At 46.6% G+C, this 23,250-nt stretch carries 22 protein-coding genes; 3 read left to right on the forward strand and 19 right to left on the reverse strand.

Annotated features, from left to right (window positions below):
* From A4V09_RS13575 to A4V09_RS13600, 6 genes are all read right to left on the reverse strand, one after another.
* Window positions 1–1,050 carry an L-threonylcarbamoyladenylate synthase gene (locus A4V09_RS13575; protein WP_065544775.1) on the reverse strand — a complete coding sequence of 350 codons (1,050 nt, stop codon included), beginning with the start codon at window positions 1,048–1,050 and terminating at the stop codon, window positions 1–3.
* A gap of 86 nt (window positions 1,051–1,136) precedes the next feature.
* Window positions 1,137–1,832, reverse strand: a complete 696-nt coding sequence (locus A4V09_RS13580) for an N-acetylmuramoyl-L-alanine amidase (RefSeq protein ID WP_065544776.1) — start codon at window positions 1,830–1,832, stop codon at window positions 1,137–1,139.
* A 181-nt stretch (window positions 1,833–2,013) separates the two neighbouring features.
* The gene (locus A4V09_RS13585; RefSeq protein ID WP_242963833.1) at window positions 2,014–4,089 is read right to left on the reverse strand and encodes a bifunctional diguanylate cyclase/phosphodiesterase; all 2,076 of its coding nucleotides are present in this window, start codon (window positions 4,087–4,089) and stop codon (window positions 2,014–2,016) included.
* A 181-nt stretch (window positions 4,090–4,270) separates the two neighbouring features.
* Window positions 4,271–5,041 carry a hypothetical protein gene (locus A4V09_RS13590; RefSeq protein ID WP_065542830.1) on the reverse strand — a complete coding sequence of 257 codons (771 nt, stop codon included), beginning with the start codon at window positions 5,039–5,041 and terminating at the stop codon, window positions 4,271–4,273.
* 46 nt (window positions 5,042–5,087) lie between these two features.
* Entirely contained in the window at window positions 5,088–6,806 is a 1,719-nt protein-coding gene (locus A4V09_RS13595) for a glycosyl hydrolase family 18 protein (RefSeq protein WP_065542831.1), read from the reverse strand.
* 219 nt (window positions 6,807–7,025) lie between these two features.
* Window positions 7,026–7,241 (reverse strand): hypothetical protein, encoded by a 216-nt coding sequence (locus tag A4V09_RS13600; RefSeq protein ID WP_065544777.1) that lies wholly within the window; start codon window positions 7,239–7,241, stop codon window positions 7,026–7,028.
* A 505-nt stretch (window positions 7,242–7,746) separates the two neighbouring features.
* On the opposite strand from A4V09_RS13600, the gene A4V09_RS13605 reads away from it, so the two are divergent.
* Window positions 7,747–8,490, forward strand: coding sequence for an adaptor protein MecA (locus A4V09_RS13605; protein WP_065542832.1), 744 nt, complete (start codon window positions 7,747–7,749; stop codon window positions 8,488–8,490).
* A gap of 106 nt (window positions 8,491–8,596) precedes the next feature.
* Here the strand turns inward: A4V09_RS13605 and A4V09_RS13610 are convergent, their stop codons facing one another.
* The gene (locus A4V09_RS13610) at window positions 8,597–8,797 is read right to left on the reverse strand and encodes a DUF1858 domain-containing protein (protein WP_018593741.1); all 201 of its coding nucleotides are present in this window, start codon (window positions 8,795–8,797) and stop codon (window positions 8,597–8,599) included.
* A 312-nt stretch (window positions 8,798–9,109) separates the two neighbouring features.
* Here A4V09_RS13610 and fdxA point away from each other — a divergent pair, with 312 nt between their 5' ends.
* The gene (gene fdxA, locus A4V09_RS13620; RefSeq protein ID WP_065542834.1) at window positions 9,110–9,280 is read left to right on the forward strand and encodes a 4Fe-4S ferredoxin; all 171 of its coding nucleotides are present in this window, start codon (window positions 9,110–9,112) and stop codon (window positions 9,278–9,280) included.
* 46 nt (window positions 9,281–9,326) lie between these two features.
* On the opposite strand, the gene A4V09_RS13625 is transcribed toward fdxA, so the two are convergent.
* From A4V09_RS13625 to argC, 9 genes are all read right to left on the reverse strand, one after another.
* Window positions 9,327–9,971, reverse strand: coding sequence for a helix-turn-helix domain-containing protein (locus A4V09_RS13625; protein ID WP_065542835.1), 645 nt, complete (start codon window positions 9,969–9,971; stop codon window positions 9,327–9,329).
* Window positions 9,972–10,070: 99 nt separating this feature from the next.
* Window positions 10,071–10,592, reverse strand: a complete 522-nt coding sequence (locus A4V09_RS13630) for an SDR family oxidoreductase (RefSeq protein ID WP_198168587.1) — start codon at window positions 10,590–10,592, stop codon at window positions 10,071–10,073.
* A 13-nt stretch (window positions 10,593–10,605) separates the two neighbouring features.
* On the reverse strand, window positions 10,606–10,971 hold the full coding sequence (locus A4V09_RS13635; protein ID WP_065542836.1) for a MarR family transcriptional regulator: 366 nt from the start codon (window positions 10,969–10,971) through the stop codon (window positions 10,606–10,608).
* Between the two features lie 238 nt (window positions 10,972–11,209).
* A complete protein-coding gene (locus tag A4V09_RS13640) occupies window positions 11,210–11,650 on the reverse strand; it encodes a DMT family transporter (RefSeq protein ID WP_065542837.1) in 441 nt (146 codons plus the stop codon).
* Window positions 11,651–11,802: 152 nt separating this feature from the next.
* Window positions 11,803–12,123, reverse strand: coding sequence for a hypothetical protein (locus A4V09_RS26485; protein ID WP_065542838.1), 321 nt, complete (start codon window positions 12,121–12,123; stop codon window positions 11,803–11,805).
* 27 nt (window positions 12,124–12,150) lie between these two features.
* Window positions 12,151–13,356 (reverse strand): aspartate aminotransferase family protein, encoded by a 1,206-nt coding sequence (locus tag A4V09_RS13650; protein ID WP_065542839.1) that lies wholly within the window; start codon window positions 13,354–13,356, stop codon window positions 12,151–12,153.
* Complete coding sequence (gene argB / locus A4V09_RS13655) at window positions 13,343–14,239, reverse strand: acetylglutamate kinase (RefSeq protein ID WP_065542840.1); 897 nt, start codon at window positions 14,237–14,239, stop codon at window positions 13,343–13,345. The genes A4V09_RS13650 and argB overlap by 14 nt, the downstream gene beginning before the upstream one ends.
* A gap of 121 nt (window positions 14,240–14,360) precedes the next feature.
* Window positions 14,361–15,584 (reverse strand): bifunctional ornithine acetyltransferase/N-acetylglutamate synthase, encoded by a 1,224-nt coding sequence (gene argJ / locus A4V09_RS13660; RefSeq protein ID WP_065542841.1) that lies wholly within the window; start codon window positions 15,582–15,584, stop codon window positions 14,361–14,363.
* Window positions 15,585–15,603: 19 nt separating this feature from the next.
* Window positions 15,604–16,644: an N-acetyl-gamma-glutamyl-phosphate reductase gene (gene argC, locus A4V09_RS13665; protein WP_065544778.1), complete on the reverse strand. Its 1,041-nt coding sequence runs from the start codon at window positions 16,642–16,644 to the stop codon at window positions 15,604–15,606.
* A 462-nt stretch (window positions 16,645–17,106) separates the two neighbouring features.
* Here argC and A4V09_RS13670 point away from each other — a divergent pair, with 462 nt between their 5' ends.
* On the forward strand, window positions 17,107–18,336 hold the full coding sequence (locus A4V09_RS13670; RefSeq protein WP_065542842.1) for an argininosuccinate synthase: 1,230 nt from the start codon (window positions 17,107–17,109) through the stop codon (window positions 18,334–18,336).
* Window positions 18,337–18,580: 244 nt separating this feature from the next.
* Here the strand turns inward: A4V09_RS13670 and A4V09_RS25410 are convergent, their stop codons facing one another.
* From A4V09_RS25410 to hflX, 3 genes are all read right to left on the reverse strand, one after another.
* Window positions 18,581–18,754 carry a hypothetical protein gene (locus tag A4V09_RS25410; protein WP_242963834.1) on the reverse strand — a complete coding sequence of 58 codons (174 nt, stop codon included), beginning with the start codon at window positions 18,752–18,754 and terminating at the stop codon, window positions 18,581–18,583.
* A gap of 405 nt (window positions 18,755–19,159) precedes the next feature.
* Window positions 19,160–21,532: a ribonucleoside triphosphate reductase gene (locus A4V09_RS13680; protein WP_065542844.1), complete on the reverse strand. Its 2,373-nt coding sequence runs from the start codon at window positions 21,530–21,532 to the stop codon at window positions 19,160–19,162.
* Window positions 21,533–21,776: 244 nt separating this feature from the next.
* Window positions 21,777–23,018: a GTPase HflX gene (gene hflX, locus A4V09_RS13685; RefSeq protein ID WP_065542845.1), complete on the reverse strand. Its 1,242-nt coding sequence runs from the start codon at window positions 23,016–23,018 to the stop codon at window positions 21,777–21,779.
* Between the last annotated feature and the right edge of the window lie 232 nt (window positions 23,019–23,250).

Genomic DNA, 23,250 nt, shown 5'->3' on the forward strand with positions numbered 1-23,250 from the left:
TTAAACATGTATCAGATGATGCCCTGCTGCCTTCAGCAGACGGTTCATAATAGCCTGTCCCATCCTGGGGGTATCAAATGACTCTGAAAAAATATGATCCACCTGCTCCTCATCAAATTCCCTCAAAAGACCAAACAGGTGTCTCGCTATGGTCTCCTCGTCCTGCCGCGTACCGATGCTTTTAATAACCTGGGCTTCATAAGCGCCCACGGTCTCGTCTGTACCAATGACACCCACCTGTTTTCCCTGTGCCTGCAGAATACGGCTTCTTTCATTGATGGTCTTTATAACCTGCTCTGTACTGCCCTCCACAATGGTCAAACCGGCTTTTGGTGCGTAATGGCGGTATTTCATCCCCGGTGCCTTAGGCTTGACCTTTTCATCTGTGATCAAAAGCCCCCTGTCCATCCGCACCGGTCCGATCACCGCCTCCGCCATCTCCTGACTGATATAACCGGGACGCAGAATGACTGGTATCTCCTCTGTGAAATCCACAATTGTGGACTCCAGGCCGATCCCCACCTCTCCGCCATCCAGGATCATATCAACCCTTCCGGTCAAATCCTCCTCCACATGGGCTGCCTTGGTTGGACTTGGACGCCCGGAAGTGTTAGCACTGGGTGCCGCAATATAGCCTCCGCCCAGCCGAATCAGTGACAGCGCCACAGGGTGGGACGGCATCCGCACGGCTACGCTGTCCAGTCCGCCCGTGGTCTCATAAGGCACTGCATCACTTTTTTTTAAAATCATGGTAAGTGGGCCCGGCCAGAATTCTCCAGCCATCATCCTGGCTTTTTCCGGAATGTGGCTGACGATCCGGTCAAGACTCTCCAAGTCCGCAATATGGATGATCAGCGGATTGTCAGAGGGCCTGCCTTTTGCCGCATATATTTTCTCAGAGGATTTTGCATTCAGCCCGTCTCCGCCCAGTCCGTATACGGTCTCTGTGGGAAACGCCACCAGACCGCCGTTTTTCAGGATTTCTCCCGCCTGCCTTATTGCAGATTCATCAGGGTGTTCCCTGTCTACTGCCAATATTATGGTCTTCACGTTTTCTCTCTTCTTCCTGTAGTTCTTTACATACATAACCATAATACCATTGTCTCTATGGTTTTTCCACAATTTTTTTCCGCAACTTATGCCGGTCCGTCTCCCAGATATGTAAGAATGCCGTCCCTGACTGCTTCTGCCACCTTATCCTGATATTCCTCTGTTTCCAGAAGCCCCGCCTCTCTGGTATTGCTTAGAAATCCACATTCCACAATATTTAAGATTCCCTCACTGCGTTTCAGCAGATAATAGGTGGAGTTGGCTTTCTCAACTCTGGGTCTGCTCACCTCTAACTGGGTATTCATGGCATCCTGAATGCACTTTGCCAGCTTCCCGCCCTCTGCCGAGTGGGTGAAATAAAACACCTGGGGGCCGCAGACTGCTTCGTCAGGATAACTGTTCTGGTGAATACTCACCGTGAGAAGGGGCTGCTTTTCTTTGATAAGCTCACAGCGTTTCTGCATATCCTGCACCTTCTTGTTCCTGCTGTCCGCATCGTAAAGGCCGCTGTCCTCAGACCTGGTCATGATCACCTGATACCCTTCCTTCTCCAGAAGCTTCTGGAGCTTTTTTGATATCTTCAGGTTGATTCCCTTTTCCTCCAGTTTTTTTATGCCAACCACTCCGGGGTCCATTCCCCCATGTCCGGCATCCACTACAATGACACCTTTCTTTCCCTCTGCCTCTTTACTCACCAGCCGCGCTCCTTCCCTGGAGAGCAGAAATGCAGAGGCGAGCAAAAGAACTGCCATTCCCAGTTCCACAACACGTCTTTTCTTCATCACAAAAAAATCCCTCAAAGCCTACTCGTTAAAGTATATGCTTTGGGGGACTTTCCTAATCTTTTAATTTTTCATAGAATTTATCCGCAGGAACGGGGCGCCCGAAATAGAAGCCCTGTATGAGCCTCAGGCCTATGTTGCTCACACTGCCGTACTCCTCTTTTGTCTCCACACCTTCCAGTCAGACTTGTTTTCCCACATCATTGCACAGCTCCGTGATAGAACGGATAAACGTGGCATTGAACAGATCCGTGGTGATCCCCTTGACAAATCCCCTGTCTATCTTCACAATATCCGCAGGGATATGCTTCAGCATAAACAGAGAGGAGTATCCCACTCCAAAGTCATCCATTGCCACCTGCACACCCATTGCACGGAAACTTTCCAGCGTTTCCCTGACAATGGCATCCTCTTTTACAAAATAGGATTCTGTCAGTTCCAGAGTGAGGTTGAAGGGGGCAAGGTCCATCTCTTTCAGGATCTCCTTAACGAAGGACGTCAGATCTCCTTCCAAAAACTGCTGATAGGACAGGTTTACGCTCATATTGAAATCGGGTTTCTGTTCACACCACTCTTTGCACTGGGCGGCAGCTTTGCGCAGAATCCACATACCCATAGGCACGATCAGACCGTTCTGCTCCAAAAGAGGTATGAACTCACCCGGCGGCACATCCCCATATTTGCTGCAGTGCCAGCGGGCCAGCGCCTCCGCGCCGTAAAGTTTCCCGGTCTTTGCATCCACCTGGGGCTGGTAACAGACAGAAAACCCGGCGAACCCTCTTTCTATGCTCTCCCTGAGCATCTGCACCATCTCCAGTTTTTTTTCTTTTTCCTGAGGTATCTCCGGAGAGTAAATGGTCATCCGGTTCTTTCCAAGCGCCTTTGAGCGCTCAAGTGCATAATTTGCACACTTTAAAAGTTCCAGATAATTCTCCGCATTATCCGGGCAGGCCGCGTAGCCTCCCGATATGGTGCAGTAATATTTCTTTCCGTTGTATTCCTGCTGACGTGTATATTTTCCCTGAATCTTTGCAAAAATGTCCTGGACATCTGTCTCGGAGCCATTGGTAATGATGATCCCAAATTCATCTCCGTCAAGCCGGTAAACCCTGGCATTGTCAGAAAGCATGGCGCTTATACTGGCGGCGGTTATCCGCAGGATCTCATCACCGAACATCCGGTCATATAAGTCATTTACATTTTTAAAAGCATCCATATCCAGGATCATAATACCAATCCTTGTGATCTGGCTGCCGTCCATGAGATATTTCTTGATGCTGCCCTCAAATTCAAACCGGTTGTACAATCCGGTCATATGGTCGATCTGCTTTTCTTTACCCAGATTGGTGATGATGCCTGCAAACATGTCAGGATTTCCATACTTATCCCGGATCAGCTTTCCCCTACACCTAAGCCAGATCCATTCCCTCTCTGTATTTCTTGCCCTGTACTCAATGTTGTGCTCCTCTACACGTCCGTCGGCAATCTCCTGGTTACTCTCCAGGAAATGTGTTTCATCATGTGGGTGAATCAAACCGCTCCAGCAGGCTGCAGCATTCTCCACCACCTCACCGGGCAGGCCAAACTCCGCCACCATAGCCGGGGGATATCTGAAAACACCGGTTTTCATATTGCCTATGAATATATAATCATCTGTACTTTCTATCAGCGCGTCATACAGACGTGCCTGATTGTACTGGAACTCATCCTTAGATGCAGATTCCGGATCTGTATGCTTTAATTTATTCTTCGCGCGCATGATGTGATAATTCCGTTTCTGCATATACATCAGCTCATCCGCTTTGGTTATAATATCGGAAACGGTAAAACAGTCCTCAGGGTAAATTTCCACCGCTCCGTAGGAAAACGAAGGCCTGCATTCCAGTCCGTACGTCTCATGCTCACTTTCCAGAATTTCCGAGATTTTCTGTATACGGGTTTCCGCATTGGTACGCTCTTCCCCATAAAATGCCACGATGAACTCATCACTGCTCAGACGGAAAATCACATCTTCCGGGCGCAGACAACGCCTGGATGCAGACGTAACAAATTGAAGTACCTTGTCGCCTTCTTTGTCTCCATAACGGTTATTGATCCAATTCAGGCTGTTTAGATCAAACATTGCCACGGTCAGCATCTTATTCTCTTTTTTTGCTCGCTTTACGATCAATTCCAGCCTGTCTTTGCCTTCTCTGCGGCTGGATACCCCTGTCAATGAATCTGTTGCTGCAAGCTGCCACAACTCCCTGTGTTCCATAATGACCTCTCCTAAATAAGACCCTTTTGTAACTGTTCAGTGTCTTCGCAGTTACACCCTTTATTCCTCTGCTATTTTATTAATCTAAACTGCAGCAGGAAGGGATACAAGTCTATTTTATCATATATTTTGCATAAATCCAAAAAATCCCCGGGATTTGTCCTCCCGGGGCAATAGGTGTTTATTTTTCGTTTTCCAGTTCTTCCTCAAGGAGGGCCTCGTCTTCCTCGCTCAAAAGCCTTGATATCTGCATGGCAAGTTTTGAATCCCGGTCTTCGTCCTCCTCAAACTCTTCAAGCTCCGCAATATCATCCAGGGCATCCAAAAGATCCAGCTCCTGGGTATCCCCCAGATGAAGTTCTTCCGCCTCCTCTGCTGGCTGCGGAAGCTCCACTTCCGGCTCCTCCTCAATGTCATTGAGTGAGGTGGGCATGGTACTGATGATCTGATGTACCTCCTTGTAGGAGGCCATGAAACGCTTCTGTGCCTGATTGATCAATTGTACGATCTCATTCATCTCATCCTGAACCGCTATGTATTTTTTCTTGCCTTCCCGCAGTTTATCATCAATCTCAGACTGCACTGCCTCCACCCGCTGCTTTGCCTCTGCCTCCGCCCCGGAGATCATGGTGTTGCATTTCTCCTCGGCCTCTTTGATCATGGCATCTGACTTTAACTGCGCATCAAAGACCAGCTTTCCGATGCTCTCATAATTATCAATGTATTTCTGGTATTTCTCTTGGATCTCCATCTCCAGACGCTCCTGATGTGCATCCTTCAACTCAATGCGCTTCATAAGCTCTGCGATCTTGGCATCCTTTTCTGACACCAGCTTTTTCAGCCTTAACTGTTCAGAAGCAGCTTCATCCTTCATTCGCTGCACCTGTTCCAGCACATCCTCCTTATCAAATCCCCCCATGATCGTGGTTTTAAACATTTCGTGTTCTCCCATTACTCCACCTGTTCCTTTCTAAATCACATCCTGCTGTTTCCAGCCTCTACTGCAGGTACTGACTGATCGTATTCCATACATCAGCCCTCTCAAATCCCAGTTTCCATTCTGCCACGCCTCCCAGCTCATACTTTTGTATCAACTGCATCTTGGCGTCCAGTGACTGCTCATCCTCCAGCCACATCTGATATAAACCATTGTCCGTAGAAAGTTCCGCATAGTTCTGTGAAACCTCTGTATTCCAATACATTTCCATTCCCATCTCTGTGACTATTTTGCTTGCCTGGTCCATGCCCATGATCTCACTGGTTACAGTGCCTGCCTTGTCGGTAAACCAAAGTCTTGTATAGAAGGGAACTCCGTTGATGACTTTATTCCTGGGCACTTCCTTTAATGTCTGCTGGATACCCTCCTCCACAAAAGGCAGGGAGGCAACAGAACCTGCACTCTCGGTTCCGTCTGTGTGCTCATCGTATCCCATGATAATGACATAATCTGCCACAATTCCCTGTTCTTTCCTATTATAAAAGGATGTGAACTGTGGAACCGGATTGTCTATGGACAACACTAAGTTATTTTTCCGGCAGGATATGGACAGCTCACGGATGAACTGGATAAAATGAGGGGCCTCCTCCTGTGTCAGAGTCTCAAAATCCACATTAATACCGTCCAGCCCTACTCTTTTCGCCTCTTCTATGAGTTTCTGAATGAGATGTTCTCTGGATGTGCGGTTTGACAGCGTGTCCAGAGTGCTTACATCTTTGTTGAAATTATCAATCAGTCCCCAGACTTCCAGCCCCTTTTCATGGGCCAGATTTACATAATCGACGCTGGCAAGGGAGGAAATGGTACCTTCTGCCCCTGTCACAGAAAACCAAGTCGGTGAGATCACATTAATGCCTGTAATGTTCTCCAGTGTCTGGGCAAGTCCGGCGTTGGCATCCTCGGATGTGACCTGATGCCAGGCAAGATTGATTTTGTGGTCTCTTGTCAGGCTTGTAAAATCCTCCTGATAACTGCCCTTATACGCCACTTCTTTCTCCGTCGGTGCCTCCAGGTCCTCTTTTGCCACATAGCCATTGAAACCGTCCGCAGTTGCTACCTGGGACCAATTATCCAGCTCTTCTATGAGTGTCAGTTCCGTTCCCTTTGCCACATCGGTCAGGATATCGCTCTTAATGCCGCCCCGGTAGCGGAGCACGGTATCCTCTTTTGCCTTTACAACTTTTTCGCTGCCCCACTCATAACGGATCACTGCCTTGTTTGGGCTTTCTGTCACCGTACTGGTGATTTTCATATATTTTTGAATAAAATCAAGGGCCAGATAAATCTTATCCTCTGTCTGACGGATGATCTTATAGCCTTCGTCTTTATTTTCACCGTTCACAGTATAAGCTGTACTTTCCGGTGCTATCGCCAAAATCTCATTCGGTGTGGTGTAGAGCATCTGGCTGCTGTCCGCTTCCCAGTAAAAACGCCCTCCCAGCACATTTGACACTGTGTCATAATCCAGATAGACACGTCCGTCCATCCATTTACCCTTCGTTTCACTTACTGTATTCTGGAGCACCAAGGCTACATCATCCGCTTTCTCCAATCCATAGTATGTGTTCAGATCCATTCTTGTATCGGAAGGTGTATGTCTCTTAATGGCGGCAGTCAGCACTCCCACAGCTGCAACCACTACTATAAGAAGGACAACTACCAGCACCATAAGGGCATTGCTGTTCCTTCTCCGCCTCCGCCTTCTCTCTTTTTGACTCATAATTTAACTCCTTATTTTTTCTCGCATTTCTCAACCATTATAACATACTTTTTCCGTTCGTCATTACTTTCTTCGACAATTTATATTTTTTTAATAGTAGGAAATACCGAAAAACTTTGCAGCCGGACTGGAGAAATCCCCTCAAAAACCGGGGATTTCCCTGTTCCGGCCCCCTGTTATACATACCGGGAACGCAAATATTACAGGGTTTCGTATGGCTTACTCATGTTTTACGAAATCAAACTGCAGTCTTTCAACCTCCCCTCTCTCATTCTGCACATAGTCCCGCATATAGACACCTTCCTCTGCAATACTACATGCCTGTTCAATCTCTTCCGGTGTGCTGGGACTTCCGTTCAGCAAAAGGGGGATCCCCTGGCGCCGATAAGTTTCCAGCTCACATCGGAGTGCTGAAGTTTCCTTGTCTTTCTTCATGTTTGCTGTGGACAGGAGTTCGTGATATATTATACCTCTGCCCTCTCCTTTCTTCTTGAAACGCGGTTCCAATATTACAGATAAAGAAAGGCACTGTAATCCCCATAATAAAAAAATATCCATGGTCTGTGTGTTCTGTCACATGGGATCATGCAAATCGTACAGAATGTACTCTCTGCCTGCGGTCAGATACCGCCTGAAATGAAAACTTAGAAAAATTGTCCTTGATGAAGGCCTGCGGGATATCATCACTCCCTTCTGTAAAATATTTTACAGCGCACCTTCTTTGTCTGTAGAAATCATTATATCATAGATGAATTTGTCTTAGCAAGGTGTTTTATGTAATTATTTCGCATTTTTATCATATTTTTAATTTTTTCCACATATATGAAAAAAGTATGAAGCGCTTTACATACCGGCGTTTCATAGTATATAATATAAGTGAGATACCAGCATCTTTGTTTTGCCAAGCGGCAGAACCGACAGATAGACAGGATGTGATAAAATGAAGATAGAAAAAATCAATGACAACCAGATACGTTGCACGCTCACAAAGGCTGATTTGGAAGACCGTCAGATTCGTTTAAGTGAACTGGCTTATGGTACGGATAAGGCCAAAGACCTGTTCCGTGATATGATGCAGCAGGCAAACTATGAATTCGGCTTTGAGGCCGATAATATACCGCTCATGATCGAGGCAATTCCGGTTTCTTCGGAAAGCATTATCCTGATCATTACCAAGGTGGAAGACCCGGAGGAACTGGACACACGTTTTTCCAAGTTTACGCCATTCGGCGGACCTGCAGGAGATAATACACAGCCGCCTTTAGAGTTTGAAGGGGCCGATGATATCATCGACGTATTCCAGAAAATTTACGAGGCCAAAGCAAAAAACGCAGCCAAGAAAAAAGGAGTGAAAACCCCTGCACCTACCGAGACACCGGAAGTTCCGGTCCGCCTCATACGGCAGTACCGTTTTCAGGACCTGGACGGCGTGATACGCGCAGCCCGCGGACTGAACAACTTCTTCCAGGGTGCTAACTCCTTATACAAGGACAGTGCCTCAGGGGAATATGAACTGGTTGTTCACCAGTCGGATAACACCCCATCCGATTTCAATAAGGTCTGCAACATGCTCTCCGAGTATGGAAGCGGCAGTGCCTTCTCACAGGCAGGCGAAGCCTATCTGCAAGAGCACAGCGAACGCATCATTGCAGATAAAGCACTACAGAAATTAGCAGCCCTATAACCGGATGCTGGTAAAAAAGCCCCGGCGGTTTCCTTATGGGAGGAACCGCCGGGGCTTTTCATTGGTGATAATAGAAAACCCGCGGAGCGTGGTTTCTATTGTTTCATTATTTATCTGCCAAAAAATCGTTAATCTGAGCAGCTAATACATCTGCGTCAATCCCATGAACCATGGCAGCTTCTTCCAGGCTTTCGCCCTGAGCGGAAGGACAGCCGATGCAGTGCATACCGGCTCTCATCAGAATCGGAACAATATTTTCATCCACACGGAGTAATTCGCCGATTGTCATATCTTTGGAAATTGTCATGATAGTTTCCTCCTTTTTTCGTACTGTGTACTATTATAAACTCTTTTTCTCCTATATTCAACTGTTTTTCTCCGGTTTTCTTTTTCTTCTTAAAATTCAGAGTAACGGTACCGGTTCCTGTTTGCGGGCTTGTCTTTTGACAGTAATAATTCACGGATTGTTTAGAAATAAAGACTTGTATTCTAATACCAAATATATTAGAATATGCGTAAGACCTGAATCTTATACCAACGGATGTTCCGAATTTTCCGCCGCGCTGGCGCGGGGTAAGATAAGGTATGGTTCAGAAATTATAAAAGGAGGATTTTAAGTATGGCATATGTAATTACAGACGAATGCGTAAGCTGTGGAACTTGCGAAGGAGAATGCCCATCTGAAGCTATCTCCCAGGGCGATGACAAATACGTTATCGACGCTGAAAAATGTGTTGACTGCGGAACTTGCGCAGAGGCATGTCCTACAGAAGCAATCGTAGAGGCTTAATAACAAAAAACACAAACCTGTTTCACTGCAGGTTTGTGTTTTTTTATTATCTTTTTTTCTTAAATAATTTTTTGTTCTTCTGCCGCTCCTGTTCCATGGCTGCCGCCACTTCCCTGCGCGACTTCTGGCAGATCCTGATCCTCTCATCCAGCTTTTTATAACGTTCTTCCCCTGAATGCAGCGTCCGCATTCTCTCTTTTACCAGCCTGTCCAAGATTTCCATAAACTCAGCCGGAACCTGGTTGTCCGGTTCCGTGAAAGCCTGTGCTGCCGGCTGCTGCTGTGTTCTGCCTGCCGCTGCTCTGCTTTTCTCCTGAACAGGATTATGGTTCTGAACTGCCCTGTTCTTTTTGCGGGATGCTTTTCTGTTTTTTCTGGCTGCAGACACTTCCTTTTTCTGCTCTGATGGTTCTGCTGGTTTTTGCTGGGGCTGTTCGGCTGTTTTTTCCTTTTTTTCCTCATCCTTATATAAAAAGGGAATCAGGCTGCCGATTTCTTTTAATGCAAGTCCCTTTTTCTTCAGTTCTTTAATAGCCAGGAGTACCTGGATATCATATCGGGTGTAGTATCTGTGTCCCATTTCGTTTCTGTTGATCGGCAGGTGCAGTTCATCTTCCCAAAAGCGCAGGACATGGGACTGCACGTCCAATAATTTCGCCGTCTCAGAAACCGAATAGCTGGTTTCACTCATATACTGACCCCTTCCATCTATGCGACTTTCTTTAAGAAACATTATAACAGGGCATGGAAAAAATGCAAGAAAATGTGTTCGACAAAACCTGCGGGAATACTACTGGCAGACATAGGCACCGTCCACGATCAGGTCGGTTCCGGTCGTATAGGAGGAGGAATCCCCGGCCAGGTACAATACCGCTCCGATAAGTTCCTCCGGGGTGCCCATTCTGCCGTAAGGCATCATGCCTTTCCACGCGTCCTTCCGTTCCCGGGGCGTGTCTACGGACATGGGGGTGGAGATGTATCCCGGGCTTAAACTGTTTACCCGGATCCCATAGGGAATCCATTCCAACGCCAGAGATTTTGTCAGATGTATCACCCCTGCCTTGGAGGCGTTATAGGAAGCCTGCCACTGGGGGATATTCACGATCGTTCCTGACATGGACGCCATATTGATGATGCTTCCGTGTATCTTTTTCTGCACCATAAGGCGGGCAGCACTTCGTGCCATTATGTACTCACCGGTCAGGTTTACATCAACCAGTTCCAGTAACTCAGGCCGCTTCCCTCCGCTGGATTCCCCTTTTCCCACATCCTGCACAAACTGCTTTTGCGAAAATTCCTCTGTTATTTTCATCACAGTTGGAATACTAAGGCCAATGGTCCGGGCAATCTCCGCACGGCTGATTGGGCCTTTTCTTCTGATCAGATCTGACAGCCGCCATATCAATTATCACGATCTTCACGTAATGGCGGCCAATATCTATTCCTGTTATGTAATAGGCGTTTGAAACGAATTCCAGTAAATCAGGTCTTTTTCCTCCTGTGAATTCACCTTTTCCGATAGTTTTCACCAGATTCGCCCGTTCAAACTCCTCTGTGATCTTCATTACAGTGGGAATACTCAGCTCTGCCTTTCTTGCAATCTCCGCTTTGTTGATAGGACCCTGTGTACGAATCATTTCCAGCACTGTCTTTTTGTTCCATTGTGCCAGCATAGCCTTGTTATATGACATTTTTTTCCCTCATTTTTCTCCCTGATCTATCTCGTAATTCCTTGGTGTTTTTCCAGAGTTTCTACTTCTTTTATTTTAATCTAGGCTATACGATTTTTTAACTGTTGGTTTGCAGCTTCTCCTGCAGGATAACACCTGAAGAGAGGGAGGTGGTGGGAACAGTACCCTTCGGACTGTCATTTTACAGATTACCGGCAGGATTTCCTGCCGGCGGCTGAAATTTTGTCACTTATTTTCTTTATGACTTTGTTTCCCATTTAAAAATAACGATCCCTGCAATGGCCACTGCCATGCCGATGAGTTTTCTCCACTCAAACCCGACTTTTTCCACGCCGAAAATGCCGAACACTTCAATTAGGTATGCCACCGCCAGCTGTGCGATCACAATGAGCATAGCTGCCCGGGCAGGACCAAGGGAAGACATACTCTGGATCACCGTCACGGTTATGAACGCACCGATGACTCCGCCTAATAAAATGTATTTGTGGTCAACTCTCGCCAAATCCGTTATCTTGTCTCTCCCTGTGAACAGCCATGCTGCAATACAGACCAGGAAGGCCGATATCTGTACCCATCCGGTGGATACCCATAAGCTGGTCTGTTTTGTCAGCGCTGTATTGAAAACTCCCTGTACACTCATCAACGCACCTGACAAAAGCGCAACTAAAATTCCCCACATAAAAAATCCCTCCACATCCTTTTTCTTACTAGAATGTCCCGAAAGGCTGTTTTTATGCGGTCCTTTTCAGAAAATAGAGTAGGGAAATAACTGCAAGAGTTATCTCCCTTTCATTGAACCGTATGTACGGGTCTCGTATACGGCTCTACAACTTATATTCCAACGTTTCTTAGATAATAATTTAAAGGATTGAGCAACCCAGCTCCGTCCTTTATTTTATTTTCGAGCAATTCTGGACTTATAATAAAGTTCACAACATTCATTCCGCTTCGTCTGTACCATCCAAGTCTTGCGTTAGCCACTTTTATTATTGATTCATGGTCAAATCCTTTCTTGTATTTTTGATTTAGATAGCATTGGTTTCTGTATATTGTTTTAGGTGTTTTCCATCTGTCTAAGACCGTTGGGATTCCTAGTGGTCTTTTCTTTCCATTATCTTTTGGGATATAAACCCGGCGCACTGGCTTAGGCATATAGGTTCGGTTTCTGATAGCCCGTTTTTACTCTGTTTTTATAAAACTTTTCTCTAATTTTTCTATCATTTCATCCACATCCTGTTCCGTAATGACAAGAGGAGGCACAAGACGCAGGACATCACTTCCCGCTGATATGACCAGCAGGCCGTTTTCTATGGATTTCGTCACAATTTCACCCACGGGGCGGCCGGAGACAACAAGACCCTGCATCAGGCCTTTTCCTCTTCTGGCTGTCAGGAAATCGTATTTCTCTGTGAGAGCATCCAGTTTCTTTACCAGATATGCGGACACCTCTTTTACATGTTCTGTTATTTTCTCACGCTCAAACAGGTCGAACACCTTGCTCACGGCTGCGCAGGCAAAAGGATTTCCGCCGTAGGTGGTTCCGTGGTCACCGGGTACCAGGGAATTCTCTGCTGTCTTTTTATTCAGGACAAACGCTCCAACCGGTACACCGCAGCCCAGCGCTTTTGCTGTTGTCATTACATCCGGCTCCACGCCGTAATCCTGGAAAGCAAACATACATCCGGTCCGGCCCATGCCGCACTGGATCTCATCCAGGATCAGCAGGATATCGTGTTCATCACACAGGGCACGCACACCTTCTAAAAATTCCGGCTCTGCCGGATAGATACCGCCCTCCCCCTGGACTGTCTCCATAATAACAGCGCAGGTCTTCCCTGTTATCTGGCTTTTCACACTCTCCAGGTCATTGAAATCCGCAAATTTAATACCGCCGATCAATGGCTTGAAAGGCTCCTGATAATGGCTATTTCCAGTCACGGACAAAGCGCCCAGACTTCTGCCGTGGAAGGAGTGCCTCATGGCAATGATCTCATGGTCTGTAGTCCTATCCTTCAGCCAGGCATATTTTCTTGCCACTTTGATGGCACCCTCAATGGCTTCTGTGCCGCTGTTGGTAAAAAAAGCCTTGTCAAGGCCGGATGCTTTTGTAAGCTTCTCGGCTGCCTCCACCATGGGGATATTGTAATACAGATTCGATGTGTGGATCACTTTGTCTATCTGGTCTTTCAATGCCTGGTTGTATGCCTGATTGTTGTATCCCAGAGCAAAGACCGCAATACCTGCTGCAAAATCCAGGTATTCTTTTCCATCCACATCATAGAGGCGGACACCGTCCCCTTTTTCCAGGACCACAGGAAAACGGTTATAGGTGTGGAGAACCACATGCTCCGCCCGCTCCATATATTCATAACTATTCGTCTTCATGATAATACTTTCCCTCGCCTTTCCTGAGAATTGCCGTTCCGATCCCTTTATTTGTGAAGATTTCCAGAAGCAGACAGTGTGGTATCCTGCCGTCTAATATATGCACTCTGGATACGCCCTCCTCAATGGCATCAATACAGTTCTGCAGTTTGGGGATCATGCCGCCGCCTACATTGCCGTTTTCAATGAGATTTTTCGCGTCTTTAACGAAAAGCTCAGATATGAGACTTGAGGGATCATCCGGGTTTCTGTACACACCTTCAATATCTGTGAGAAACGCCAGTTTTTCTGCCTTCATGGAGCAGGCAATGGCACATGCAGCGTCATCCGCATTGATATTGTATGTGGCAAAGTCGTCTCCCAGGCCAATAGGGCACACAATGGGAAGGAAATCTTTTTCCAGCAGGTCATAAAGGATTTTGGGGTTCACGGTTTTTACATCCCCCACATAGCCGATATCCTGGCCGCCGGACAGTTTTTTATTGACCTTCAGAAGGCCGCCGTCTTTTCCGCTGATGCCCACTGCCTTTACCCCCAGAGACTGCACCAGGGTTACCAGTTCTTTGTTCACTTTTCCCAGTACCATCTCCGCGATCTCCATGGTCTCGTCATCTGTGACTCGGAGGCCGTTTACAAACTTTGCCTCTTTTCCCACTTTTCCTACCCAACGGCTGATTTCCTTGCCGCCTCCGTGGACAATAATGGGTTTAAAACCAACCAGCTTTAAAAGCACTACATCTTTGATCACATCTCGTTTGAGCTGTTCGTCCACCATGGCGCTTCCGCCGTATTTTACTACGATCACTTTCCTGTTAAAACGCTGTATGTACGGAAGTGCCTCTATGAGCACTTCCGCTTTATCCAAATATTTTTGATTCACCATTTTTTCTCTCCTCCGTAAACGATTCCTGTAACAATCCGGTGCCTGGTGCTTCATCCGGACGTAACCGCACCGGACGTGTAGTTTCTGATCGGACGGAGCACCCGCTGAAATTCGTAACTTATTATGAGCGGTAATCCGCATTTATTTTCACATAGTCATAGGTCAGGTCACATCCCCAGGCCGTAGCGTCTGCATCTCCCATCTTGATGTCCGCCACGGCTGTCACTTCTTTTTCAGACAGGATCTTCGTAGCTTCCTCCTCACTGTATCCGGTTGCCATGCCGTCCTCTATGATTTTCAGGCTGCCCGCTGCACTCTCAAAATATAAATCCACTTTCTCCGGGTCAAACTGTGCTCCTGAATACCCCATGGCACACAGAATACGTCCCCAGTTGGCATCGTGTCCGAAAATTGCTGCTTTTGTAAGGTTTGAGGTGATGATGGACTTGCTCAGGGTCACGGCCTGCTCTTTGTTGGCTGCATGGATCACTTTTACCTCGAACAGGGCGGTGGCGCCCTCTCCGTCCGCTGCAATGTGCTTTGCCAGCCAGGTATTCACATAACCGAGAGCTTCTGCAAATTTTTCGTAATCCTGATTTTTCTCCTGTATCTCCGCATTCCCCGCCTGACCGTTTGCCAGAAGAAGAACCGTATCATTGGTGGAGGTGTCTCCATCCACGGAAACCATGTTGTAAGTGTCCTTTACGCTGTCACTGAGCGCTTCCTGGAGCAGCTCTTTGCTGATATTCACATCCGTGGTCACAAACCCAAGCATGGTGCACATATTGGGATGGATCATGCCAGAACCTTTACACATGCCGCCAATGGTAACTTTTTTGCCGTCTATCTCTGTCTCTACCGCGATTTCTTTCTTTACCGTATCTGTGGTCATAATAGATTCCGCTGCCAGTGTGCCCGCTGCCTCAGATTCTGAGAGGAGGGGAACCATTTTCTTCACACCAGCCTCCAGGATCTCCATGGGGAGCTGTTTTCCGATCACGCCTGTGGATGCCACCAGTACAGAATCTTCCGGGATTCCCAGGATCTCTGCTGCTGCCTGTGCTGTCTTTTTGCAGTATCCGTATCCCTCTTCCCCTGTACACGCATTGGCAATCCCGCTGTTGCAGACCACTGCCTGTGCAGCCGGTACATGATATACGATCTGCTGATCCCATTTTACAGGGGCTGCTTTTACCACATTGGTGGTGAAAGTGCCGGCTGCCACGCAGGGCACTGTGCTGTAGATCATAGCCATGTCTTTGGCATTTCCCTTTTTGATCCCTGCCGCAATGCCTGCTGCCTGAAATCCTTTTGCTGCGGTCACACCGCCGTTTATAACTTTCATCTTTACATCCTCCTGTCACTTACGGGAACATGGGCACCAGCTTCAGGCCCTCTGTCTCCTCGAAACCAAACATCAGGTTCATATTCTGCACCGCCTGGCCTGCCGCACCTTTTACCAGGTTGTCGATGGCGCCCATCATGATCACACGGTTTGTTCTCTTATCAATCTTAAAATTCACATCCACAAAGTTGCTGCCCTCCACCCATTTGGTCTGGGGACACACATCTTTATCCAGGACGCGGATAAAATATTCACTGCCATAGTATTTTTCATAGGCTGCGCGGATGGCATCCTCATCTGCATCCTGAGCCAGGGAAGCATAGGCGGTCACCAGGATTCCCCTGTTCATTGGTACCAGATGAGGGGTGAAATTCAGGCAGAACGCTCTGCCGGCCGCATACCCAAGCTGTTCTTCTATCTCCGGTGTGTGGCGGTGGGTCGTCACGCCGTATGCTTTGATATTTTCATTTACTTCACAGTATAGATTGTCGATCTTGGCTCCCCTGCCTGCCCCGGATGTTCCTGACTTTGCATCAATGATCAGGGTCTCCGGCTGGATCAGCCCCTCTTTTATTAGGGGATAACAAGTCAGGATACTGCATGTGGTGTAACAGCCAGGATTTGCCACTAAACGTGCCTTTTTTACATCCTCCCGGTTAAGTTCACTAAGACCGTATACAGCTTCCTCTATAAATTCAGGGGACTTGTGCTGGATTTTGTACCATTCTTCGTATACTTTTACATCTTTTAAACGGAAATCTGCACTTAAATCCACGATCTTTACTTTGGAGAGGATTTCCTCATTCACTAAAGACGCACATAAACCCTGGGGGGTTGCAGTGAAAATCACATCCACTTCATCGGCCAGGGCTTCCATATTGTCATCCATACATTTGTCATCTACCAGCTTGAACATATTCTGGTAAACCTCATAGTATTTTTTATCTATGTAGCTTCTGGAGCCGTACCATTTCATTTCCACTTCTTTATGATTTAAAAGTAATCTGACAAGTTCGCCTCCGGCATAGCCGGTTGCTCCGATGATTCCTGCTTTTATCATGTTTTTCAACATCCTTTCCCAATAATCTTTATATTCTTTCGTATATGCCTTTATCATACTCCAGTTGTTTTGTGTAGTAAAGCTTTATCCTGTCCGGGGCATTATGCATAAAGTTTTGTTTGATTGCATAATCATACATCTTTTCTGTATAATATGCAAGCTTTTTCTTTTATATTTTTCCAATTTTTCTTTGTTCTATTTCTGTGATATTCTGTATATTAATTAGGTAAATATTATCTTCAGAGAAAAACACCGGGAAATTTATTTTACATATTTTTCATTTTTCTATTGCATAAATATAAAAGTTGTTGTATAGTAAAGCATGTCCATAGCAAAATAAATTTTTAGGGTGTGTTTGAAAACAAGACCAAATATACCTCAAGGTGGGGCGTGCACTGGCTTAAAATGATTTTCTGACATACCCCAGTACATAGAAAATGGCAAATACAGGAGGAATTCATTATGAAAGAAAAAGTTATCTTAGCATATTCAGGCGGACTGGACACTACAGCTCTGATTCCGTGGCTGAAAGAAAATTTTGACTATGAAGTCATCTGCTGCTGTGTAGACTGCGGACAGGGAAATGAGTTGGACGGACTGGACGAACGTGCCAAATTATCAGGCGCATCCAAATTATATATTGAAAATATCATTGACGAATTCTGTGACGATTACATTGTTCCCTGTGTACAGGCTGGTGCTGTATATGAGCACAAATACCTGCTGGGAACATCCATGGCGCGTCCCGGAATCGCCAAGAAACTGGTTGAGATCGCAAGAAAAGAAGGCGCTACCGCTGTCTGCCACGGCGCTACCGGTAAAGGAAATGACCAGATTCGTTTTGAACTGGGTGTCAAGGCTCTGGCTCCTGATTTAAAAATTATCGCTCCATGGCGTATGACAGATGTATGGACCATGCAGTCACGTGAGGATGAGATTGAATTCTGTAAAGCACACGGAATCAACCTTCCTTTTGATGCAAGCCACAGCTACAGCCGTGACCGTAATCTCTGGCATATCAGCCATGAAGGCCTGGAACTGGAAGACCCTGCGCAGGAACCCAATTATGATGATCTGCTGGTTCTTGGTGTTACACCGGAAAAAGCTCCTGAAGAAGGGGAATATGTGACTATGACCTTTGAAAAAGGTATCCCCACAAGCCTGAACGGAAAATCCATGAAAGTTTCCGAAATCATTACAGAGCTGAATGCAATGGGCGGAAAACATGGGATCGGCATCATTGATATTGTGGAAAACCGTGTTGTAGGCATGAAATCCCGCGGTGTGTACGAGACACCGGGCGGAACCATCCTGATGGAGGCTCATGACCAGTTAGAAGAACTGATTCTGGACCGAGACACTATGGAGACAAAGAAAAAACTGGGCAGTCAGTTTGCTCAGATCGTATATGAAGGAAAATGGTTCACTCCGCTGCGTGAAGCTATCCAGGCATTTGTTGAGAACACCCAGCAGTATGTGACAGGTGAAGTAAAATTCAAACTGTACAAGGGCAACATTATCAAAGCCGGCACCACTTCTCCGTACAGCCTGTACAGTGAATCACTGGCATCCTTCACAACCGGAGATTTGTACGATCACCACGATGCAGACGGATTTATTACATTGTTTGGTCTGCCACTGAAGGTCCGCGCTATGAAAATGGCGGAAGCCGAAAAGAGCCAGAATAAATAAGCCTGCATTTTCATTAACTTATTTTATGCAGAAGGCAGCCGGGAAAATTCCCGGCTGTCTGCTTGTTTGAAACAGAGAGGTTATTGGAGCAGGTATTCTGCCATTTTAATTTGAATTGGGATTATTGTAATAAATGTATTAGACTCATAACTGTGAAAGTTTCAAACAGTTAATCCTAAGAAGCAGTCCGCCAGGCGGGCGGAAACCCGCCTGACTCTGCTAAGAGATTTATAGAAATGATAATTTAGAGATGATACTTTTTGAATAACCGGTCCCTGAGTTCAGGGTCTTCTGTTATAAGAGGTATCTGTTCTGCCTGATCGTCCTGGAGAAGATGATTGATGAGTTTTGACATTTTTGCCATCCCATCCTCTCTTCCCTCCTGTTCTTTATCAAGCAGTAACTCTTCAAATTTCATATACTTTGCCTCCAATTCCCGGCTCTTTTTAAGCTCCGTACCCTTATCATGGATTCTTTTTATCACCGGGTCGAGTTCCGGGGCTACATCTGAATCTGCTCAATATGTACCTTTATCTTTCCCATAGGCTGCCCTAAAATCAGCTCTAAAACTGATCTGACAACTCCGGTATGCCCAGAACCAATGCAAACAGAAAGGCATTGTTTAAATCCAGCACCTGAAAGTCTTCACTTTTTGCTATATTTTCTCCTATCCGGCAGGATAGCTGCGGACAGAAATCTTTCTGTTCCTAACCTCTATTATGGAGAATAATTATTACATTGTCAACGGAAACGCTCCGACAAGAAAAACAAAAATTCATCTTTTTACACCAAAAGACCCGGTGATCAGACCGGGCCTTTTCTCTTAATCTTCGTCTACATATCTCTGGATATTAGACGCATTTACATATTTTTTTGTCTCCTCGCCGGCAATGACAATAAGGGTGGGAGCCTGCATCACGCCGAACTTGCGGGCCAGTTCCGGATTCTTCTCCGCATCCACCAGCTCATAATCCTGGCCTTCCAACATCTGTTTTGCCATTTTACAGTTGGGGCAGGTTTCTGTGGTAAACAAGTATTTTGCCGTTACCTGTCCGGCATCTGATTCCTCCATCCTTACCTCCCGCTCCGTCATGGTTACCATTTGGGGACTGGCCTTGAAGTCAGAATGAGCAATATCGTAAACTGTACGGTTCTTATATTCCTGGCTCTTTCCGTCGTTCCAGTTCTGCACCGGACGGTAATAACCTGTAATACGGCTGTAAACTTCGGCTTTTTTTCCGCATTTGGGGCACACAAAATGTTCACCGGAGAGATAGCCATGGTCTTTACAGACAGAATAGGTAGGTGACAGTGTATAGTAAGGCAGACGGTAGTTCTGCGCAATCTTTCTCACAAGCGCTGCCGCAGCTTTCCAGTCAGGCAGCTTTTCTCCCAGGAAAGCATGGAACACTGTGCCGGAGGTGTATAATGTCTGCAGTTCATCCTGAATATCCAGCGCATCGAAAATATCTGCTGTATAGTCTACCGGAAGGTGGGAACTGTTGGTGTAATATGGGGTGTCTCCTTCGTTTCCTGCTGTTTTGATGTCCGGCCAGCGCTTTCTGTCGTGCTTTGCCAGACGGTAGGAAGTGGACTCTGCAGGAGTTGCTTCCAGGTTGTATAAATCGCCGTACTCTTCCTGATAATCTTTCAGACGCTCTCTCATGTGGTTCAGCACACGCTTGGAGAATTCCTGGGTTCTCTCATCAGCCATATCACATTTCAGCCATCTGGCATTTAGGCCGGCTTCGTTCATGCCCAGAAGACCAATGGTTGAAAAATGGTTCTCAAAGCTCCCCAGGTATCTCTTGGTGTATGGGTAGAGACCTTCATCCAAAAGTTTTGTGATGACATCTCTCTTGATTTTCAGAGAACGGGCTGAAAGATCCATCATATGGTCCAGGCGGCGGAAAAAATCCACCTCATCCTCTGCCAGGTATGCGATCCTGGGCATGTTGATGGTCACAACACCCACAGACCCGGTGCTCTCCCCGGAGCCAAAGAATCCCCCAGTTTTCTTTCGCAGTTCTCTTAAGTCAAGACGCAGGCGGCAGCACATACTGCGCACATCACTGGGCTCCATGTCACTGTTGATATAATTTGAAAAATAAGGGGTTCCGTATTTTGAAGTCATCTCAAATAAAAGCTTATTGTTCTCCGTATCAGACCAGTCAAAATCCCTGGTAATGGAATAAGTAGGAATCGGGTACTGGAAACCGCGCCCGTTGGCATCTCCCTCAATCATGGTCTCAATGAAGGCCTTGTTCACCATATCCATCTCTTCTTTGCAGTCTTTGTACTTAAACGTCATCTCTTTGCCGCCTACAATAGCCGGAAGCTCCGCCAGATCGCCCGGAACAGTCCAGTCCAGGGTAATATTGGAGAATGGTGCCTGCGTTCCCCAGCGGCTCGGGGTATTGACGCCGTAAATAAAGGATTCCACACACTTTTTCACCTCTGGATAGCTCAAATTGTCAGCCTTGACAAAAGGCGCCAGGTATGTGTCGAAGGAGGAGAAAGCCTGTGCCCCTGCCCATTCATTCTGCATGATTCCCAGAAAGTTCACCATCTGGTTGCAGAGCACGCTCAGATGCTTCGCCGGGGAGGAGGTGATCTTGCCTTCGATACCGCCCAGCCCTTCTTTGATCAGCTGTTTTAAGGACCAGCCGGCACAGTATCCTGTCAGCATGGACAGATCATGGATATGGATATCCGCGTTCCTGTGCGCCTCCGCGATCTCCGTATCGTAAATCTCAGACAGCCAGTAATTGGCAGTTACCGCACCGGAGTTGCTTAAAATCAGTCCTCCTACGGAGTATGTTACAGTGGAATTTTCTTTTACTCTCCAGTCCTCCACCTTCACATAGCTGTTCACGATCTCTTTGTAGTCCAGGATCGTGGACTTCATATTGCGGATTTTTTCTCTCTGCTTTCTGTACAGGATATAGGATTTTGCCACATCAGAGTAACCAGCCTGGATCAGTACATTTTCCACACTGTCCTGAATATCCTCAACAGAAACTTTCCCCTTTACGATTTTCTTCTGGAAATCTGATGTCACACGGAGTGCCAGTAAATCCAGCATGTCACTGCTGTATTCATTCTCCGTTGCATCAAATGCTTTCTTAACTGCTTCCGCAATTTTATCCAGCCGGAATTCTGCGATTTCCCCATCACGTTTTACTACCTGAAACATTCCTCTTCCTCCTTATATGTAAAGAAGCAGGACCGTTTTTCCGTCCCGCCTCGCATTCACAGAGTATAGCCTCTGTATAAACGCTGTAGGTCTATTGTAGCAAAGGTTATACTTTTCGTCAACCATAAAAACTACCATATATTGTAAACATTCTTTTAATATTTCCAATATATGGTAGTTTATTAATCCAATTATTAATTCAACGTTTGCGTAAATGCACATAAATATCCGTCGGAACCATGGTCTACAGGCGTCCTAAAATGTCCTTCGGAACCCTTGCTTTTACTGCGATTCCACCCTCTGTGTACTCCTCCTCCATAAGATGTCCGTACTTACGGATCTGCTGCAGAATCCCTGCATCTTTATAAGGAATTACACGCTCCAGATAAATCTGGTCTTCTGTCACAATTTTTTCCAGCACTTCTCTCAGACGGTCCAGGCCATCCCCTGTCTTAGCTGAAATACGCAGTACATGGTTGGCATTAAGATCATGGAGTATCTGTTCCTCTGCCAGTTTGTCCTGTTTATTAAAAAGAGTAACTATTTTTTTATTGGTCACTTCCAATTCCTGCAGGGTGTCATATACCACTCGCATCTGATCTTCCATCTGGGGATTGGACGCGTCTACCACATGTAAAATAATGTCCGCATACTTTGCTTCCTCCAGGGTGCTTTTAAACGCCTCGATCAGATGATGAGGCAGTTTCCGGATAAACCCTACGGTGTCTGTGAGGTAAATTTTGGTCCCTTTGGATAACTCCAGCATTCTGGTAGTTGGATCCAGAGTGGCAAACAACTTATCCTCTGAAAGAACGCCCGCATCTGTCAGTGTATTCAAGAGCGTGGATTTTCCTGCATTGGTGTATCCCACAATGGCTGCTGTCATGACGCGGTCTCTTTTTCTGCCCTCTCTTAAAAGCTCTCTGTGACGCTTCACCTGCTCAAGCTCCCGTTTTAACTGGGAAATTCTCTCTTTGATCAAACGCCTGTCCATCTCCAGCTTCTTCTCACCAGGGCCTCTGGTCCCAATACCGCCGCCCAAGCGGGACAGGGAATTACGCAGTCCCACAAGACGGACTGCCCGGTAACGGAGCTGTGCCAGCTCCACCTGGATCTTTCCTTCGCTTGTGGACGCATGGTCCGCAAAAATATCAAGTATCAAAAGTGTCCTGTCCATCACCTTACAGTCCAGCTCCTGCTGCAGGTTGTTCATCTGCACCGGTGACAGTTCATCATCGCAGATGATCCCTGTGGCATCCAGGGCTGTGAGCAGCATTTTCAGCTCCTCCATCTTGCCTTTTCCCACATAGGTACCGGGATGGATCCGTTCTCTTTTCTGGATGACCGTGCCCACCACAAGTGCGCCCGCTGTCTTAGCAAGCTCTGCAAGCTCTTCCACGGATTCCACGGTATCGTCGCCGTCACCCTCCTGAACTCCTACCAGGATAACGCGCTCCTCTATTTCGTTCAAATCGTATAACTCCATATATATCTCCTATGATCCGCCTGTGTTACTTCTGCTCTGCCGCCTGGGGGCCTAACTGCCACGTGCAGAGATACCGGCTGTATATGGTAACTTTCAAATAACGCAGAACGGATTTTCATAAATAAAACTGTCTTACCATCATAACGCTTTTTCTATATGCTGACAAGGGGACATTTTTCACAAAAACATTTGCAGATAGTTTTTTTCTCTAAAGGGATACTGCTCAACACAT

It is taken from the genome of Blautia pseudococcoides, from assembly GCF_001689125.2.
GTDB classification, from domain to species: Bacteria; Bacillota; Clostridia; order Lachnospirales; family Lachnospiraceae; genus Blautia; species Blautia pseudococcoides.

What these genes read in the sequence shown, in the direction of transcription:
- A4V09_RS13635 (WP_065542836.1), bottom strand. Translation starts at nt 10,971, where the DNA reads ATGTCATATAACAAGGCTATGCTGGCACAATGGAACAAAAAGACAGTG.
- A4V09_RS13640 (WP_065542837.1), bottom strand. Translation starts at nt 11,650, where the DNA reads ATGTGGGGAATTTTAGTTGCGCTTTTGTCAGGTGCGTTGATGAGTGTA.
- A4V09_RS26485 (WP_065542838.1), bottom strand. Translation starts at nt 12,123, where the DNA reads ATGCCTAAGCCAGTGCGCCGGGTTTATATCCCAAAAGATAATGGAAAG.
- argJ (WP_065542841.1), bottom strand. Translation starts at nt 15,584, where the DNA reads ATGAAAGTTATAAACGGCGGTGTGACCGCAGCAAAAGGATTTCAGGCA.
- A4V09_RS13650 (WP_065542839.1), bottom strand. Translation starts at nt 13,356, where the DNA reads ATGAAGACGAATAGTTATGAATATATGGAGCGGGCGGAGCATGTGGTT.
- A4V09_RS13590 (WP_065542830.1), bottom strand. Translation starts at nt 5,041, where the DNA reads ATGGGAGAACACGAAATGTTTAAAACCACGATCATGGGGGGATTTGAT.
- A4V09_RS13630 (WP_198168587.1), bottom strand. Translation starts at nt 10,592, where the DNA reads ATGAAAATAACAGAGGAATTTTCGCAAAAGCAGTTTGTGCAGGATGTG.
- A4V09_RS13625 (WP_065542835.1), bottom strand. Translation starts at nt 9,971, where the DNA reads ATGAGTGAAACCAGCTATTCGGTTTCTGAGACGGCGAAATTATTGGAC.
- A4V09_RS13605 (WP_065542832.1), top strand. Translation starts at nt 7,747, where the DNA reads ATGAAGATAGAAAAAATCAATGACAACCAGATACGTTGCACGCTCACA.
- argC (WP_065544778.1), bottom strand. Translation starts at nt 16,644, where the DNA reads ATGATAAAAGCAGGAATCATCGGAGCAACCGGCTATGCCGGAGGCGAA.
- hflX (WP_065542845.1), bottom strand. Translation starts at nt 23,018, where the DNA reads ATGGAGTTATACGATTTGAACGAAATAGAGGAGCGCGTTATCCTGGTA.
- A4V09_RS13610 (WP_018593741.1), bottom strand. Translation starts at nt 8,797, where the DNA reads ATGACAATTTCCAAAGATATGACAATCGGCGAATTACTCCGTGTGGAT.
- fdxA (WP_065542834.1), top strand. Translation starts at nt 9,110, where the DNA reads ATGGCATATGTAATTACAGACGAATGCGTAAGCTGTGGAACTTGCGAA.
- A4V09_RS13680 (WP_065542844.1), bottom strand. Translation starts at nt 21,532, where the DNA reads ATGTTTCAGGTAGTAAAACGTGATGGGGAAATCGCAGAATTCCGGCTG.
- A4V09_RS13670 (WP_065542842.1), top strand. Translation starts at nt 17,107, where the DNA reads ATGAAAGAAAAAGTTATCTTAGCATATTCAGGCGGACTGGACACTACA.
- A4V09_RS25410 (WP_242963834.1), bottom strand. Translation starts at nt 18,754, where the DNA reads ATGAAATTTGAAGAGTTACTGCTTGATAAAGAACAGGAGGGAAGAGAG.
- A4V09_RS13585 (WP_242963833.1), bottom strand. Translation starts at nt 4,089, where the DNA reads ATGGAACACAGGGAGTTGTGGCAGCTTGCAGCAACAGATTCATTGACA.
- A4V09_RS13595 (WP_065542831.1), bottom strand. Translation starts at nt 6,806, where the DNA reads ATGAGTCAAAAAGAGAGAAGGCGGAGGCGGAGAAGGAACAGCAATGCC.
- argB (WP_065542840.1), bottom strand. Translation starts at nt 14,239, where the DNA reads ATGGTGAATCAAAAATATTTGGATAAAGCGGAAGTGCTCATAGAGGCA.
- A4V09_RS13600 (WP_065544777.1), bottom strand. Translation starts at nt 7,241, where the DNA reads ATGAAGAAAGACAAGGAAACTTCAGCACTCCGATGTGAGCTGGAAACT.
- A4V09_RS13580 (WP_065544776.1), bottom strand. Translation starts at nt 1,832, where the DNA reads ATGAAGAAAAGACGTGTTGTGGAACTGGGAATGGCAGTTCTTTTGCTC.